Consider the following 15,920-nt stretch of genomic DNA (forward strand, 5'->3'; position numbering starts at 1 on the left):
TGAATAATAAAATGGAAATATGATGCACGTAATAGAATGTAAAAACCTAGTAAAGCGCTACCCGGGGGTTCAAGATACGCAAGTCCTAAAAGGTTTGGACTTGGTCATAAATCAAGGAGAACAAGCCGCCATTCTTGGTCAATCAGGGTCAGGTAAAAGTACACTTTTGCATTTATTAGGCGCACTTGATCAAGCAACCTCTGGTAGCGTAAAAATTTTGGGTCAAGACATCTCTCAATTTAAAGACAATGACTTAGCACTTTTTCGAAATAATAATATGGGGTTTATATATCAATTCCACCATTTACTGATGGAGTTTAGTGCTGTTGAAAATGTCATGATGCCCCTGTTAATCGCAGGTCAAGATGAAGCCTTGGCGAAGCAAAAAGCAAGTGACTTACTAGAAATGGTGGGGCTATCACACCGACTAGATCACAAACCTTCACAACTTTCTGGCGGCGAACGACAACGTGTCGCAATCGCTCGTGCTTTAGTAAATGACCCAAAGCTGGTTTTGGCTGATGAGCCAACGGGTAATCTAGATAAGACGAATGCTCAAGCTGTATTTGATTTGTTTTTGAAAATAAACAAAGAATTAAATACGACTTTGGTCGTGGTAACACATGATCAAGCCTTAGCACAAAGATTTACCAGAGTGATTCAGCTTGATGATGGCAAAATTGTCGCTTAATTAAGGTTTGGTTTTGAAGACGTGTAGATTGTTTATTTGTCGCAGTAATAGCGTTTTTGAATGGAGTTGTGTTGATTTGGAGAAAAAGTGTGATGTCTCAGTTTCGTCTAACCTTTAAGTTGGCAACGCGTTACTACTCTACCGGTTTAGCCAATAGATATGTACGATTTATTAATCGTGCCTCACGGGTTGGTTTCGCAATCGGTGTATCGGCTTTGATTATCGGATTGTCTCTAATGAACGGCTTTGAAAAGGAATTGAAGGGCTCGTTATTATCTGCGATTCCACACATCGAATATGAAGCGGTTAACGGTCACTTGAATGACTGGTCTTCAACTGCACAACAAATTCTTCACCATCCTAACGTTAGTAAAGTGGCACCATATTTAAAACTAAATGCCATGCTGCAAAAGAAAACCTACATGGAAGCAGTAGTATTAAAAGGGGTAGAGCCTAGTTTGGAGTCGGGAGTAAATGTTATTCCTAAAAAGATTGTCGAAGGCCACTGGTTGTCTATCGATAATCGCCTGCGACAAAACTCAAACCAACTAGAATCGCAGGTCGATGCGTCTTCTAATTTGCAATCGGCTACTCCAAGTGCAGTTATTGGTGTTGGGCTTGCTAACAAGCTATCGCTAAGTATCAATGATGATATCGAATTACTTGTTCCTAGTTTTTCGTCCACCGGAAGACTTAATGCACCTTCGTATTTAAGGTTTAACGTTGTGGGAATTTACCAGGTCGGTGGTCAGGTCGATACGGGGCAGGTTTTTGTCGATTTGGGGACCTTATTAAAAAATCAAAAATTATCTTCTTCCCAAGCACAAGGTGTTGCTGTGTCATTAGACAATCCATTTGATGCGAGAGCGGTCGCTAATCAAGTAGGTCAAATGATCTCTGACTATGTCTATGTTCTCGATTGGTTTAGAAGTCATGGTCATGTATATAACGACATTGTTTTGGTAAAAGATATTATGCACTTGGTTATGGTGTTAGTAATGGCGGTGGCAAGTTTTAATATAGTCTCTAGCCTGTCAATGGCCGTGCAAGAAAAGTATGCTGATATCGGTATTCTCAAGACGATGGGCCTGGGACATCAACAGGTAAAACAAGTATTTGTGTTGATGGGTTTATTAACGGCTATTCAGGGAATCGCATGGGGGCTTTTTTGGGGCGTATTGATTGCTCTGAACTTGTCAGAAATTGTAAGCTTCCTAGAAAAATTATTTAACTTTAAAGCATTAGATGGTGATGTGTATTTTATTAACTATTTACCAAGTGAAGTACAAGCGACTCAAGTTTTGATAATCGCAGGGACAGCGGTTGTTATAGCGCTCTTAGCGAGTTTGTATCCGGCTAAAAAAGCCAGCAAACTGTCACCAATCGAATTGATTCAGTAGTACTGGCTTTTCAGTTAATACAGCTATTAAGATTTGTCGGTCAGTTTCCAATGACACGTTTGGCCGGCAAAGAATGGAACAATGTCATCACCGGTAGGAAGCGTAATAGTTTCTGGAATGGTCCAATCTTCTTTAGTTAATGTGATTGTGCCCTCGTTTCTCTTAAGACCGTAAAAGTCTGCACCATGATGAGAAGCAAATCCTTCCAGCTTGTCCAGTGCGTCTAATTCGTCAAAGACGTGAGCATATAACTCAATGGCACTCCAAGCACTATAACAACCAGCACAACCACAGGCGTTTTCTTTTTTAGACTTTTCGTGTGGGGCAGAATCAGTACCCAAGAAAAACTTTTTATTACCGGTTGCGACGACTGCTCGTAAGGCTTGCTGATGAATATTGCGCTTTAATACCGGCAAGCAGTAATTATGCGGGCGAACACCGCCAACCAATAAGTCATTTCTGTTTAACAAAAGGTGTTGAGGCGTAATTGTTGCAGCCACATTGTCACTTGCTTCAAGTACAAACTCGACCGCATCTTTTGTAGTGATATGTTCAAATACCACTTTAAGCTCTGGGAAGCTTGATACAATACGTTTCATATTACGTTCGATGAACTCTTTTTCACGGTCAAAAATATCGATGTGATGATCCGTAACTTCACCGTGTATCAACAACAACATACCTTGCTTTTGCATTTCTTCAAAAATAGGGAAAAGCGCATCAAGGGCACTGACGGCGGCATCTGAATTTGTTGTTGCGCCGGCTGGATAGAGTTTGGCTGCAATCGTACCAGCATTTTTTGCGTCGATAATATCCTGTTTGGTTGTTGTATTTGTTAGATATAACACCATCAATGGTTCAAACGTACTGCCTTCAGGTCTCGCTTCGAGAATTCGTTCACGATAACCGTTAATCATGTCTGCGTTTGTCACGGGCGGGACTAGGTTTGGCATTACGATCGCGCGTTGAAAGCAACGAGCTGTTGCTGGAACCGTTTCTTTTAACATTTCGCCATCGCGAAAATGCAAGTGCCAATCGTCAGGTGTCTGGATCGTAATTGAAGTCATTGTGGTTCCTTTTTACTATAGTTGATTTCTTTCTTTTGCCAATCGAATCAGCTTACGGCGCTGCCATGAGCGGGCCACAGAGTAGCGCCATAACCAATCAATACTGAAATAGCCAATTATCGCTGCCGCCGACGCCGCCACCAAACAGCCAGTAATAAAAGCAGGGCCAATCGTACTTAGGCTATGCATCAACCAAGCCCAACTCAACTCAAAGGCAAACTCTTGAGTTGGCCCGCCCAAAATCCATTCGCCAAGCAAATAACAGCCATAAAATAGTGGCGGCATCGTTAGAGGATTGCTAACCCAAACTAAAGCAACGGACAAAGGGAGATTAACTTTAAAGATGATTGCACCTACGGCTGAAAGCCACATTTGAAAAGGTACTGGGATAAAAGCGTTGAAAAGTCCAATGGCAAATGCCCCTCGAGCTGAGCGTCTGTTTAGGTGCCATAAATTGGCGTCGTGGAGTAAGTCGCCAAACATGTTTACGGCTTTATTTTCCTTTACCTTTTGATGATCAGGCAAAAATCGTTGTATGAACTTTTTAGGCATATTCTTTCTTTGGAATAGTGTGAGGGCACAGTTTTCAGCGTCTCACAAGGATCTGTACTTGTCTAAATTGGGACGTAAGTTACCTTAATTTTAAGCATTTGTAATTAATGAATTATAACAATAGGCAAGGAATTTTAATTGACCAAATTGATTGGCGGCTTTTTAGCCGGTGTTGGCCTATTTTTGAACAGCCCCATACTAATGCCTTTGAGCGTTACACTGGTCATTTTTATAATTGTAGCGGTTACCCATCTCAGTCGGCATAAAGTTTTAAATATAATAGGGCTGTCCACGTCTATTACGAGGGTAAGGTATAAACAGAGGATCAAATGGCTATATAATATCGGTTTTGGCGTTACGCTCGGTATTTGTTGGAGTAATACATATGGTGTATGGGTTACGCAAAGTACAGAGGTAAAAAGAGCCGCTTTAACCCAAAAGACCATAAATGTTGATGCCCAAGTCGATTCGATAAATGTTGTACATAGAAAGGAAAGACTGTCAGGTAGTGCGCCTGAAAAATCAAGTTCAAAAGAGCCTATTGCTCAAACACTATTAAATAATAAGACTGACAGCGAACGGTTTCAGCGTATTGCAATAACGATCACTCATATTGATGGTATTGCAGTAAGTTCGGTTTTACCTGCACAAAAAGTATTGGTTTACATACAAGACACGGTTGTGTCATTGCATCAAGGAGACAGAATAAAGGGCAGATTAAAACTTAGACCCATCAGCTACTTAGCGAATCAATACGGATTCGACTATCAAAAGTACATGTTTAATATTGGTGTGATTGCTACCGGCCGTTTTGTCAGTGAGTCCTCCAACCACAACTCATTTGTCCTGGTACGCAAAGACAGTAGTTATCGTCAAACTGTGCTTCAAGACCTTTTATCTCAAATTTACCTAGTCTCACCCAATTTATTAAAGCCAGGTTTGGTTTTTGCACTTATAACAGGCGACAAATCCCTTATATCAAATATTAACAGGCGGCAGGTATTAAGTTGGGGTGTCGGACACTTATTCGCGATCTCGGGGCTACACATAGGCATTATCTACTTTGTGTTCTTTTACTCCGTAAAAGGAGTTCTGTTTATCGCTGTCAGATCGTTTCATTATATTTTTTCTTATCCTCTTAATGGTCACCGTAAAAAGGTAGGTGAGTCAAATAAGGCTGCACCAGTAATAAGCCTTGTACTGCTCGCACTTTATATTTGGATGATTGGCGCACCGCCATCTGCTGTACGTGCCTTTATGGCGGTGTCGATTTGGATTTTCTTGTCATATGGAGGCATCAAATTCAACCGAATATCAGCATTGTTGCTGGTCGCGTTTGCTATGGTTGTATTCGACCCGTTTATTATGTTGAACATTGGTTGGCAGTTGTCTTTTGGGGCAATACTCGGAATCATTGCGTTTATAAATATTATTAAACCTTTTTCTGGCACACGTCATAACCAACATTTGGCTGCTTCAGCTAATTCTAATGCTATTTTAAATATACCAATCAAAACTAATGGCGGAGGTAACTTGAGTAAACTTATTGTTCATGCCATTTTGTTCCAAGTTTTTATAACACTCTGGATGACACCGCTTCTTGTTGTTCACTTTCAGTATGTGTCCTTACTATCGGTATTTAATAATTTATTGGCAACGCCAATAATTAGTCTTTGGGTTTTACCCTGCTTGGTGATATCCGTGTTGTTGCACCGCCTAACGTATTTTACTCCTCAATTTTTTATACCAAATGCCGATCTTGATCATGTAATTTTATCTGCGTCAGAATTTTTGAGCAGGCTAGCCGATTCTTCTATCTACTTACTGTGGAGATGTCTCGAGATTATTAATCAATCAACAGAGGTGTCATTCTTGAGCGGAGTAACCGGCTATGTGTTGCTTCTCGTTGGGTTGTCGATACCTGTTTGGGTTATTTTTTCATTGCAAAGTACAAAGCGGCGTTTAGGCGTCTTCTCCATTTTTCTATTAAGCCTAATCTTCGTTACCAACGAAGCAGAGCAACTTATTATATTCGATGTAGGACAGGGAAGTTCTGCGCTGCTAACTTCTAAAAATCAAAATTTCTTAGTCGACTTAGGACCTGTTTATCCAAACGGCAGTAGTGCAACAAAACGTGTTATCAAGCCAGAGTTGGTGGGCATAGGCATAGTGAAGCTAGACTATTTTTTTATTACTCACTTTGACGCCGATCACAAAGGTACGCCAAACGAATTGGCACTATTCGGTACTAAGCAACCTAATGACTTTACTTGTAGTGACGTGTTAAATGAAGTCCGAAGTGGTGTAAGTACGAATGTATACCGTATACAAAAATTGTGGCCACCGGGCAATGAAAGGCTCATTTTTAAGCAAGTATTTAACAGTGAAAGTCGCGTTAACGACAGCGTAAAGACGGCAAAGCTAATAACTAATATCGATAATTCAAAAGACAGGAATGATGGTTCTTGTGTTTTAAAAATAACCCACAAACCTACGGAGATAAAAACCCTGTTTAGCGGAGACATTAGTCAGCGAGTGGAACGCAAATTAGTCAATTTACATTATGAGAACAAAGTGAACTTAACTAGTGACATTATGATAAGCCCACACCACGGGAGCGCATACTCATCATCATTACCCTATATTTATGCAATTAAACCTTCTTTGGTCATTCATGACTCAGGGTATAACAACCGGTTTGGCTTCCCCAAAGCAGAGGTTTTTGACCGTTATGCCAGGTACGGAATAAAGCAAGTAAGCACAGCAAGAGTCGGACAAGTCGTCGTCGATTTTGAGCGGTTTAAAATTCATAAAGGTTTACACCATGGAGTGCTCAATAACTGGTCACCGTTTTGGAAAAAACAAAATCCTTTTAGCTTTCATGGACAAATACGGTAGAATTAGAATAATTTTGAAGACTCATAACGGACTTTCTTTTGCACGACAACTATTCTTCGACTTTTAAGCGTTTATTGCAGTACGTTAAGCCCTATAAAATGGGATTCGTTTTGGCGTTAATCGGTATGCTAGGTTATGCAGGTATTGACGTTTTATTCATAAACGAACTCGAAACCTTTATTGACGAGGGCATCACCCAACAAAAATCGACCGTCCTTAGTGCCGCACCAATTTTTGTCGTAGTGGTGTTCTTACTTCGAGGTGTGTTTAATTACATGGCGACTTATGGTTTAGGCTGGGTCGGCAGTAATATTGTGATGAATCTTCGCCAGGAGCTGTATGAAAAATTAATGGCGCTTCCAGTTACTTTTCATGATAAAGAGTCAAATGGCGCTTTAATTTCTAAAATAACTTACGATACAGAACAAATAGAAAATGCATGCAGCAAGGCCCTGATGACGCTTGTTAGGGAAGGGGCAATGGTTTTAGGCCTATTGGGTATTATGTTTTATCACAGCTGGCAATTATCAAGTGCGATCATCATTATTGTACCGATTGTTGCGATTATTGTTAGTTATGTTACTAAGCGATTCAGAGTCATTTCCAAACGCATTCAAAATGCGATGGGAAGTGTAACCAAGCAGTCAGAACAGATGTTATCTGGACACAAAGTTATTCTTGCCTTTGGTGGTCAAAAACAAGAAACGAAAAACTTTCATGAGGTGAATAACCACAACCGACAGCAAAGAATGAAAATGGTGGTGACCAAAACATTAAGTGTGTCAGTTATCCAAATTATCGCCAGCTTTGCACTTGCTACGGTCTTATTTTTGGCTGCTCAACCGAGTATGTTAGAGACTTTATCTCCGGGCACGTTTACGGTGATTTTATCCGCCATGATGATGCTACTCAGACCGTTAAAGTTATTAACAACGGTGAATAGTGAGTTCCAACGCGGTTTAACGGCTGCGAAAAGCGTATTTGATGTATTGGACCAGCCTTCTGAGCCTAATGAAGGAAAGTACTCCAAGGAACGAGTCGAAGGCCATATAGAGTTTAAAGATGTTTCGTTTAGCTATGACGGTTCAGATAAAAACGTCATCAGTGATTTTAATCTTGATATAAAACCGGGCACTTCTGTTGCGTTAGTCGGCCGTTCAGGAAGTGGTAAAACCACCATCAGTAACTTTATTCCTCGCTATTACACTCCGCAAAAAGGTGAAATTAACCTTGATGGTGTTAGCCTAAATGATTTTGAATTAGTTAACTTGCGTTCTCATATCGCCTTAGTTTCGCAAAATGTGGTGTTATTTAATGACACCATCGCCAAGAATATTGCTTATGGCTCGCCAGAAGCAACCATTGAAGAAATAGAAGTCGCAGCTAAGCTGGCACACGTTAAAGAATTTACCGATCAAATGGAGTTTGGGTTACAAACGGAAGTCGGAGAAAACGGTGTTCTGTTATCAGGCGGTCAACGTCAGCGCATTGCTATAGCTAGAGCCATTTTAAGAAATGCACCTATTCTAATTATGGATGAGGCTACATCCGCGTTAGATACAGAGTCAGAGCGCGCTATTCAAGACGCGATGGATCACTTAATGGAAAATCGCACCAGTATTGTAATTGCGCACCGTTTATCAACGATTGAAAACGCCGATAATATTGTAGTTATGGATCAGGGCAAGATTTTAGAAATGGGATCTCATCAAGACTTAATCGCAAAAGGTGGCGCTTACGCTGCTTTACATCAACTGCAGTTTGGTGAAGAGTAACTATGTCCTGGTTGGAACGAAGTTGGTACGCCAAATCAGGAGTCTCCCGTTACCTTGTTTGGTTTTTGTTGCCGTTAACAGTGCTGTTTTGGCTTGTCTCAACTTGTCGTCGTTGGGGATATAAAAAAGGCCTATTAAAAACGAAAAAATTTGATGTACCGGTTGTGGTTGTTGGCAATATTTCTGTGGGTGGCACAGGCAAAACACCGTTTGTTATATACTTAACACAACTTTTAGAAAAGAAGGGCCTTAAAGTTGGCATTGTCAGTCGCGGTTATGGCGCAGATAAAAGTTCTTTAAAGCCATTCCCACGCTACGTAAATACAATCGATGACGTTAAGCTATGTGGTGACGAGCCCAAACTTATCGCCAATCGCACGAGTTGCCCTGTATATATTGGAAGTGACCGAACAGCGGTTATAAACAAACTAATAAAAGACCACAAACCAGATATAGTCATTTCTGATGATGGCTTACAGCATTATAAAATGCATCGGGATGTTGAGGTTGCCTTAGTAGATGGCAGTAGAAGACATGGCAATAGTTATTTGTTGCCCATGGGCCCGTTACGTGAGTCTCCACAGCGCCTTAATGATGTTGACTGCACGGTATTAAATCGTGGCTTTGTGACAGAAACACAAGGCCGTTTGTTTCCTGATTATGGTTTGTCAGCGAGTCGATTACTAAGTTTTGATGGCTCACTCCACTTTATTAAACAAGAACAACGCAGGGTGCATTTAGTATCTGGAATTGGCAATCCAGACCGATTTTTGGATACCGCCAAATCTGCTGGATTGAATGTGGTCTCTACGACTTGGTTCGGTGATCATCATCAATTTTCCGAATCTGATTTCGAGGAGTTAAATTCATTAAACCCGGATACAGATATCGTGTTAATGACAGAAAAGGACGGGGTAAAATGTACAGCATTTGCAAAAGATTCTTGGTACATGTTGCCAATTGATGCAGTTATATCGTCTTCGTTAGAGCAACAGTTAGAGCAACTAATTAACGAAAAATTAAAACAAAATTAGGTTAAAAAAAGTTATGGCATTTGATACAAAATTACTCAACATTATTGCATGTCCAATATGCAAATCAGAACTGCATTACAACAAAGAAGCAAATGAATTAATTTGTAAAAACGACCGTATCGCTTTTGCTATAAAAGAAGATATCCCGGTGATGCTAGAAGGTGAAGCGCGACAACTCACTTTTGAAGAGCTTGAGCAATATAAATAACTCAAACTTGCTTGTATTTTTCGATTATTTAAAAAGAGTTTTTTATGATTAACCAAACTGCCGAATTTATCGTCGTTATTCCAGCTCGATATAACTCATCAAGATTACCTGGCAAGCCACTCGCTGATATTGATGGTAAACCAATGGTTCAGTGGGTTTATGAACGAAGCATCGCAAGCGGTGCTAAACAAGTTATTGTTGCCACTGATGATAAGCGGGTCTTTGATACTGTTAAAGGGTTTGGCGGTGAAGTCTGCATGACAAAAGAAACGCACGAATCTGGTACAGAACGATTAGCAGAGGTTATCGAGAAATATGACTTTAAAGATGATGAGATTATTGTAAACGTGCAGGGTGATGAGCCAATGATCCCATCTGCTAATATTAAGCAATTAGCTCATAATTTAGCCCACACCGATCCTGAAACCGCTGGTATGGCAACCCTAGCAGAACCTATTAACAGCTTAACAGAGTTACACAACCCGAACGCGGTAAAAGTGGTCATTGATGTCCATGGTTTTGCGTTAACGTTCTCTCGTGCTCCTGTCCCATTTGATAGAGATGGGGTAAATACTGAACACGATTTAAAATATCCATATTTACGTCATATCGGTATTTATGCTTATCGTGTGGGTTTCATAAATCGATACATTAATTGGCCTGCCACAGAACTAGAGCGAATAGAAAGCCTTGAACAGTTAAGAGTGTTATCAAATGGTGAAAAAATTCATGTGGACCACGCCATAGAGCCGCCGCCAGCGGGTGTCGACACGCCAGAAGACTTGGAACAAGTCAGAAGGCTAGTTGCCAGTTTAAAAAGGTTATAGAGAGGCTATAGCGCACAAATGAGCAACCATTCCTACTGCTTGTTATTCATCGTATAGAACAGTCTAATGAATAAAAACATAATGCAAGACAAACAAAGTCTTGTTGTATTTGAACACGCTGACTTTTTTGTCGTTAACAAACCTTGCGGAATAGACTTCCACGATGAAGGCAAATTTGGTCATGGTTTTTTTAATCAATGCCAAAGCGTGTTGGGTGAAACATTATTCCCAGTACATCGTTTAGATAAAGTCACTTCTGGTCTCGTTATTTTGGCTAGAAAACTAGAGGCCGCAAAGTACTTTCAATTGGCATTTGAACAAAAAAAAATTCACAAGTTTTATGTAGCGTTGGGCTCGTCTAAACCAAAGAAAAAACAAGGTAGTATCATAGGCGATATGGTTAAAGCACGTCGAAGCCAATGGAAACTGCTTCCTTCCAAGGATAATCCTGCGATCACAAGATTTAAGTCAGTAGCGTTAAATAATACTGAATCAGCGAGCCGTTTATTCCTGTTAAAGCCACAGACTGGTAAAACACACCAACTTAGGGTCGCAATGAAGAGTTTAGGCACGTCGATCGTTGGCGATGACCTTTATGGAGGCATCACAGCAGATCGAACGTATCTGCATGCCGGACGCTTGTGTTTTGAATATCAAGAACAATATATTGATGTAGTTTGTATTCCTACTGAAGGTAGTGCGTTTGTCGCCAATACAGACCAATTAAGTGAACAATTACAGGCTGCGAATTCAGTTTCATGGCCTGGTCAAAAAAGTGAGATTACAAGTCAAAATGAGTGATTATCAAACTCGATTCGGTGGTATTGCAAGACTTTACGGGGTTGAACAGCTAGATTGGTTGGCGAGCGCCCATTTTTGTGTCATAGGCATTGGCGGCGTTGGAACTTGGGTTGCTGAAGCGTTAGCACGCAGTGGTGTAGGTCAAATAACACTTATTGACTTGGATGATATTTGTACCACTAATACGAACCGACAAATTCATGCATTAACGAATACTATTGGGCAAGCAAAAGTCGACGTGATGGCTGAGCGTATTTTAACTATCAACCCTGAATGTAAAGTGAACAAGATAGAAGATTTTGTCACGACTGAAAACTTGTTCGAGATATTTGGTGACAGATCAAATCCAAAATTTGATTTTGTTATTGATGCTATCGATAGCATAGCAGCCAAAACTGCGCTAATTGCCCATTGTAAGCGCAATAAAATGCCAATTATTGTTACTGGCGGTGCAGGTGGTCAAACGGATCCTAGTCAAATTACGTTAGGCGATTTGGCCAAAACGACCCATGACCCATTATTGTCTAAAGTGCGCAACCAATTGCGTCGAGACCATAATTACACCAAAAACCCAAAACGAAAGTTTGGTATTGAATGTGTATACAGTACTGAGCAGCTGCAATACCCTCAACAGGACGGAAGCGTGTGTTCCGCAAAAGTAAGTGCTGAGGGCTCGATGCGATTAGATTGTAATATGGGCTTCGGCGCGGCAACCATGGTCACCGGGAGTTTTGGTTTTTTTGCGGCATCGCGTGCCATTCGAAAATTTTTAGATAAAAAGCAACGATAGCGATAATATTAACCACACATTGATGTTACTCTTATGAGCAGAATAACGACGTCATTTGGTAACTACTATAAAGGATTAGGACAGTGTCACTTTTAATAAATATTCCCGATCGTAAACTAGATAAATTAGTTGAGAAATTGGGCGATCGTATTGGTGCGGAAAACATTGAAGTTTGGCCAAATGTTAATGAACCTGAACGAGTTAAAATGGCGTTGGTTTGGAAACATCAAGAAGGAACTCTGCAAGGCTTAGATAATCTTGCTGGCGTTTCATCGTTTGGCGCTGGTGTCGATAGTATATTAGCCGACAAGCAGTTACCGAACGTTCCTGTCGCACGAATTGTGGATAATGACTTGGCCAATTCGATGGCTAATTATGTGACGACAATTATCAATAGTCACAAACTAAGACTAAATGAGTTTGCACAGCAGCAAGCGCTCGGACTTTGGAAACCTAGATCTGCATTAAAAGGCAACAAAGTTGGAATTCTTGGAATGGGAGAGCTAGGTAAAGCAACCGCAAACTTTCTTGCACACGCTGGTTTTGAGGTGACGGGTTGGAGTCGTTCTAAAAAATCAGTGCCTGGGGTAGTTTCAACAAGTGGTATTAACGCTTTTGATCAGCTAATCAGTGAGTCCGATTATTTAGTTTGTTTGTTACCTCTAACAAGTGAAACGAAAGGCGTGATCAACAAAACAGTTTTAAATGCAATGAAGCCTACTTCTGTTTTAATCAATGTCGCCCGTGGCGCCCATGTATACGAAGAAGACTTAATTGATGCACTTTATAACAAGGCTATCGCCCATGCTTATTTGGATGTATTTGACACAGAACCCTTGCCTAAAAGCCATCCGTATTGGCGAACACCAAATTTGACAATCACTCCTCACATTTCTGCGGTCACTAATATTGATACGGCTGTAGACCAAATAGTCGATAACTACCAACGTATCCTAAATGATCAACCTATGCTAAATGTCATTGACCGTGAGCAAGGTTACTAATCGGTTTACTCTGTTATAAAGCCATACTTACTTAAGATATTAAGGCTGTTGTTCACAATAGTGCTTGATGTCTTGTAAGTCTTGGTTAACCATTTTAAGTAATGACTTTCTCATTAGTCGGCCCATTAAAAGAGTCATAATTTTCCCCCAAAACGAATTCGATTCACCTTTAAAAGACATGGTGAGCAAAACCGATTTAGTTTCAGGTTGTTCGGTTATATCAAATCGACTTATATAGACTGCGCCACAGTTTTCAGCCCTAGTTTGGTAAAAGTGGTTTTCTTCCGCATTGGTGATCCACATGGTTTCAATGGCGTCTTTTCCCATCATTGACCTTGTTTCTTGCCACTTAAGCCCGATGACACCTGTTGCAGGCTGATTCAAAATATTGACATTTTTTATGCCGGAAATGACGTTAGGCGCGTTTTCAATATTCGTTATAGCGTGCCAGACCTCTGAAGGTGAAGCGAAAATCTCAATATCCGTTGATAAGTCCATGATTATCCTTGTTCGTTTTTGGGTTAAGTGTTGCTTTTTAATATAAAGTCAGAGGCACGTTCTGCAAGCATAATAGTCGGAGCGTTGGTATTACCACCGATAAGGTTAGGGAAAACTGATGCGTCAACTACGCGTAAGCCCTTGATACCGTAAACCTCTAATTTTGGCGACACAACAGCACTGGGGTCATCCTTCAATCCCATTTTACATGTACCAATTGGGTGATACACGGTGTCAGTAAACTGCTTTATTTTTTCGGCCAATATTTCATCATCGTAGGTAAAATCTTGATTCAAAGATTTTGGTTGGTAATTTTGCATTACCTCATGGTTGATGATCTCATTGGACATCTTAATACCTTGAATCAAGGTTTTTCGGTCACGTTCGTCTGCTAAGAAGTTTGTATCAATAATAGGTTGAATTAATGGGTCTTTAGAAGCGAGTGTAATTTGGCCTTTGCTATGCGGTCTTAAAATACAAATGTGGTTACTAAAGCCATGCTTTAACGATGCACGCCAATCTCTTGCGTGGTCCTTAACGGTTGCGACAACAAAATGAAATTGGATATCTGGGCGATCCAGAGATGAATCTGTTTTTAAAAAACCGCCCGTTTCAGCGAAGTTGCTCGAGAGTTGCCCCTGTTTTTTGGTGAAGTATCGCCAAAATTGCGTAGTCATATGCCAAGCACCCTTAAGGGACAAGCCAAATAACCTCGGATCATCAACTTGATAACAACTTACATAATCGGGGTGATCCTGAAGGTTCTTACCGACACCGGGCAAATCCTTCTTTAATTCGATATTAAACTTCTCTAAATGATCTGCATCGCCAATACCTGACAGCATTAACAAGTGAGGAGAGTGGATAGCACCAGCGCTTAGAATGACTTCTTTACTACAAAGAAACTCTATGCGTTCACCTTTAACCGATGTAACAACGCCTTGACATTTAGCATCTTTGATCAGTAACTTTGTTACGTGTGCATGAGTTATAACGGTAAGGTTATTTCTGTGTCTAATAGGGGTTAAGTACGCAGATGCAGAGCTCCAACGCTTACCGTTTCGTTGAGTAACTTGATAACGTCCCACACCTTCTTGTTCGTTACCATTGAAGTCTAGATTATGCCTATGCCCAGTTAAAACAGCCGCTTTGATGAAGTCATCAGCAACTGGGTGGTTACTTGCCGAATCACTAACAGATAAAGGGCCATCCGTACCATGAAGGTCAAGACTGTATGGGCTGTTTTTGTGTTTTTGTGCAAGTAACGCATGATTACGTTCGGCTTTCTTAAAGTAGGGGAGCACTTCATCCCAGGACCAGCCCAATGCCGCCCAATCATCATAGTCGGATTGGTGTCCGCGAATGTAGATCATAGCATTAATTGAACTACTACCTCCCAGCACCTTGCCTCTGGGTTGATACCCAATACGATGATTCAAATTAGGATTGGCTTTGCTATTAAGTGCCCAATTATTAAATTTGGTCGGTACCATAGTTACGGCACCGGCAGGTATATGAATTAATTCGCAAGTATCGTCATTGCCCGCTTCAAGCAATAAGACATTATTGCTCGGGTCTTTTGACAAGCGGTTTGCTAACACGCAACCAGCTGAACCTCCACCAATGATGATGTAATCATATTGCCTGCTCAAATCACATTCCTTTTATAATCGAGAACTAAGCCATAATCTTTTAGTTCTTATCGTTTAGTACTTAAGTAAGTCGACTCTTTTAAACATTGAAGCACCCAACAAAATAATTAACCTTGTTCAATAGCGGTTTTTTACTGACTCGGGCATGTGTTTTGTAAATACAGTATTAATTCCTTTTAACAAATGCAAGAACGGCTTTGTATCAATATGTTCCAGTTCGTTTAAGGCATATGCGGTCGCTTCTAATGTAGATAGGCCATTTTCTACGCTGGTTTTTCTAATATGATAGCGGCTGTCATAACGCTCAGATAATTGGGTTTTGGTTAATGAATTAAGCCATTGGTTTTCAAAGATAAATCGCTTGGCCTTTCGCCAGGTTCCATCAATTAAAAGCAAATCTGTTATGGCTGTTGCTCGTTGTGAAGAAGTGATTAATTCTTTTAGAGGGGTTGAATCTTCACTGGGAAATAAGACGACAGATTGTTTGGGTTCTTTTAATAGACGCTCTTGAAGCATCTTTATTGCCGTGATGTCCCTCTCCTGCAACAGGGTGATTTTGTCTGATAGCTTGGGTAATAGGTTCGCTGTGTTTTTGGGATGTTGAGTTTCTTTACCACATTGAATGATCCATACGCGGGTTTGGTGATTAGCAGTGTGAATATAAGGGCATAAACAGGTTGTCTCTGGCTGTAGGCAACCTGTACAAATAGAACGAGCCAAGAG

At 40.6% G+C, this 15,920-nt stretch carries 15 protein-coding genes; 10 read left to right on the forward strand and 5 right to left on the reverse strand.

Going from position 1 to position 15,920, the window contains the following annotated elements; all coding sequences use genetic code 11:
* Positions 1 to 22: 22 nt before the first annotated feature.
* Complete coding sequence (gene lolD, locus AC4E96_RS10670; RefSeq protein WP_488032527.1) at positions 23 to 691, forward strand: lipoprotein-releasing ABC transporter ATP-binding protein LolD; 669 nt, start codon at positions 23 to 25, stop codon at positions 689 to 691.
* Positions 692 to 783: 92 nt separating this feature from the next.
* Positions 784 to 2,091: an ABC transporter permease gene (locus AC4E96_RS10675; RefSeq protein ID WP_490255805.1), complete on the forward strand. Its 1,308-nt coding sequence runs from the start codon at positions 784 to 786 to the stop codon at positions 2,089 to 2,091.
* A gap of 26 nt (positions 2,092 to 2,117) precedes the next feature.
* Here the strand turns inward: AC4E96_RS10675 and pyrC are convergent, their stop codons facing one another.
* Together pyrC and AC4E96_RS10685 are read right to left on the reverse strand one after the other, a co-directional pair.
* Positions 2,118 to 3,158, reverse strand: coding sequence for a dihydroorotase (gene pyrC / locus AC4E96_RS10680; RefSeq protein ID WP_490255806.1), 1,041 nt, complete (start codon positions 3,156 to 3,158; stop codon positions 2,118 to 2,120).
* Between the two features lie 15 nt (positions 3,159 to 3,173).
* Positions 3,174 to 3,710, reverse strand: a complete 537-nt coding sequence (locus AC4E96_RS10685) for a DUF2062 domain-containing protein (RefSeq protein WP_488032524.1) — start codon at positions 3,708 to 3,710, stop codon at positions 3,174 to 3,176.
* Between the two features lie 138 nt (positions 3,711 to 3,848).
* Here AC4E96_RS10685 and AC4E96_RS10690 point away from each other — a divergent pair, with 138 nt between their 5' ends.
* From AC4E96_RS10690 to AC4E96_RS10725, 8 genes are all read left to right on the forward strand, one after another.
* Positions 3,849 to 6,608, forward strand: coding sequence for a DNA internalization-related competence protein ComEC/Rec2 (locus AC4E96_RS10690; RefSeq protein ID WP_490255807.1), 2,760 nt, complete (start codon positions 3,849 to 3,851; stop codon positions 6,606 to 6,608).
* A 38-nt stretch (positions 6,609 to 6,646) separates the two neighbouring features.
* A complete protein-coding gene (msbA, locus tag AC4E96_RS10695) occupies positions 6,647 to 8,383 on the forward strand; it encodes a lipid A export permease/ATP-binding protein MsbA (protein ID WP_490255808.1) in 1,737 nt (578 codons plus the stop codon).
* Positions 8,384 to 8,385: 2 nt separating this feature from the next.
* Positions 8,386 to 9,417 carry a tetraacyldisaccharide 4'-kinase gene (lpxK, locus tag AC4E96_RS10700; protein ID WP_490255809.1) on the forward strand — a complete coding sequence of 344 codons (1,032 nt, stop codon included), beginning with the start codon at positions 8,386 to 8,388 and terminating at the stop codon, positions 9,415 to 9,417.
* A 13-nt stretch (positions 9,418 to 9,430) separates the two neighbouring features.
* Complete coding sequence (locus AC4E96_RS10705) at positions 9,431 to 9,625, forward strand: Trm112 family protein (RefSeq protein ID WP_488032520.1); 195 nt, start codon at positions 9,431 to 9,433, stop codon at positions 9,623 to 9,625.
* A 44-nt stretch (positions 9,626 to 9,669) separates the two neighbouring features.
* A complete protein-coding gene (gene kdsB, locus AC4E96_RS10710) occupies positions 9,670 to 10,452 on the forward strand; it encodes a 3-deoxy-manno-octulosonate cytidylyltransferase (protein ID WP_488032519.1) in 783 nt (260 codons plus the stop codon).
* A gap of 66 nt (positions 10,453 to 10,518) precedes the next feature.
* Positions 10,519 to 11,253: a TIGR01621 family pseudouridine synthase gene (locus tag AC4E96_RS10715; RefSeq protein ID WP_490255810.1), complete on the forward strand. Its 735-nt coding sequence runs from the start codon at positions 10,519 to 10,521 to the stop codon at positions 11,251 to 11,253.
* Complete coding sequence (tcdA, locus tag AC4E96_RS10720; RefSeq protein ID WP_490255811.1) at positions 11,246 to 12,043, forward strand: tRNA cyclic N6-threonylcarbamoyladenosine(37) synthase TcdA; 798 nt, start codon at positions 11,246 to 11,248, stop codon at positions 12,041 to 12,043. Before AC4E96_RS10715 ends, tcdA begins: the two co-directional genes overlap by 8 nt.
* 83 nt (positions 12,044 to 12,126) lie before the next feature.
* On the forward strand, positions 12,127 to 13,047 hold the full coding sequence (locus AC4E96_RS10725; RefSeq protein WP_490255812.1) for a 2-hydroxyacid dehydrogenase: 921 nt from the start codon (positions 12,127 to 12,129) through the stop codon (positions 13,045 to 13,047).
* Between the two features lie 39 nt (positions 13,048 to 13,086).
* Here the strand turns inward: AC4E96_RS10725 and AC4E96_RS10730 are convergent, their stop codons facing one another.
* The 3 genes from AC4E96_RS10730 to AC4E96_RS10740 form a co-directional block, all read right to left on the reverse strand.
* Complete coding sequence (locus tag AC4E96_RS10730) at positions 13,087 to 13,545, reverse strand: SRPBCC family protein (protein WP_490255813.1); 459 nt, start codon at positions 13,543 to 13,545, stop codon at positions 13,087 to 13,089.
* A 23-nt stretch (positions 13,546 to 13,568) separates the two neighbouring features.
* Positions 13,569 to 15,197 carry a GMC family oxidoreductase gene (locus AC4E96_RS10735; RefSeq protein ID WP_490255814.1) on the reverse strand — a complete coding sequence of 543 codons (1,629 nt, stop codon included), beginning with the start codon at positions 15,195 to 15,197 and terminating at the stop codon, positions 13,569 to 13,571.
* 117 nt (positions 15,198 to 15,314) lie between these two features.
* Positions 15,315 to 15,917 carry a tRNA-uridine aminocarboxypropyltransferase gene (locus AC4E96_RS10740; protein ID WP_490255815.1) on the reverse strand — a complete coding sequence of 201 codons (603 nt, stop codon included), beginning with the start codon at positions 15,915 to 15,917 and terminating at the stop codon, positions 15,315 to 15,317.
* Positions 15,918 to 15,920 lie beyond the last annotated feature (3 nt).

The organism is Psychrosphaera sp. (genome assembly GCF_982872775.1).

What these genes read in the sequence shown, in the direction of transcription:
- lolD (WP_488032527.1), top strand. Translation starts at nt 23, where the DNA reads ATGCACGTAATAGAATGTAAAAACCTAGTAAAGCGCTACCCGGGGGTT.
- AC4E96_RS10675 (WP_490255805.1), top strand. Translation starts at nt 784, where the DNA reads ATGTCTCAGTTTCGTCTAACCTTTAAGTTGGCAACGCGTTACTACTCT.
- pyrC (WP_490255806.1), bottom strand. Translation starts at nt 3,158, where the DNA reads ATGACTTCAATTACGATCCAGACACCTGACGATTGGCACTTGCATTTT.
- AC4E96_RS10685 (WP_488032524.1), bottom strand. Translation starts at nt 3,710, where the DNA reads ATGCCTAAAAAGTTCATACAACGATTTTTGCCTGATCATCAAAAGGTA.
- lpxK (WP_490255809.1), top strand. Translation starts at nt 8,386, where the DNA reads ATGTCCTGGTTGGAACGAAGTTGGTACGCCAAATCAGGAGTCTCCCGT.
- AC4E96_RS10705 (WP_488032520.1), top strand. Translation starts at nt 9,431, where the DNA reads ATGGCATTTGATACAAAATTACTCAACATTATTGCATGTCCAATATGC.
- kdsB (WP_488032519.1), top strand. Translation starts at nt 9,670, where the DNA reads ATGATTAACCAAACTGCCGAATTTATCGTCGTTATTCCAGCTCGATAT.
- AC4E96_RS10715 (WP_490255810.1), top strand. Translation starts at nt 10,519, where the DNA reads ATGAATAAAAACATAATGCAAGACAAACAAAGTCTTGTTGTATTTGAA.
- tcdA (WP_490255811.1), top strand. Translation starts at nt 11,246, where the DNA reads ATGAGTGATTATCAAACTCGATTCGGTGGTATTGCAAGACTTTACGGG.
- AC4E96_RS10730 (WP_490255813.1), bottom strand. Translation starts at nt 13,545, where the DNA reads ATGGACTTATCAACGGATATTGAGATTTTCGCTTCACCTTCAGAGGTC.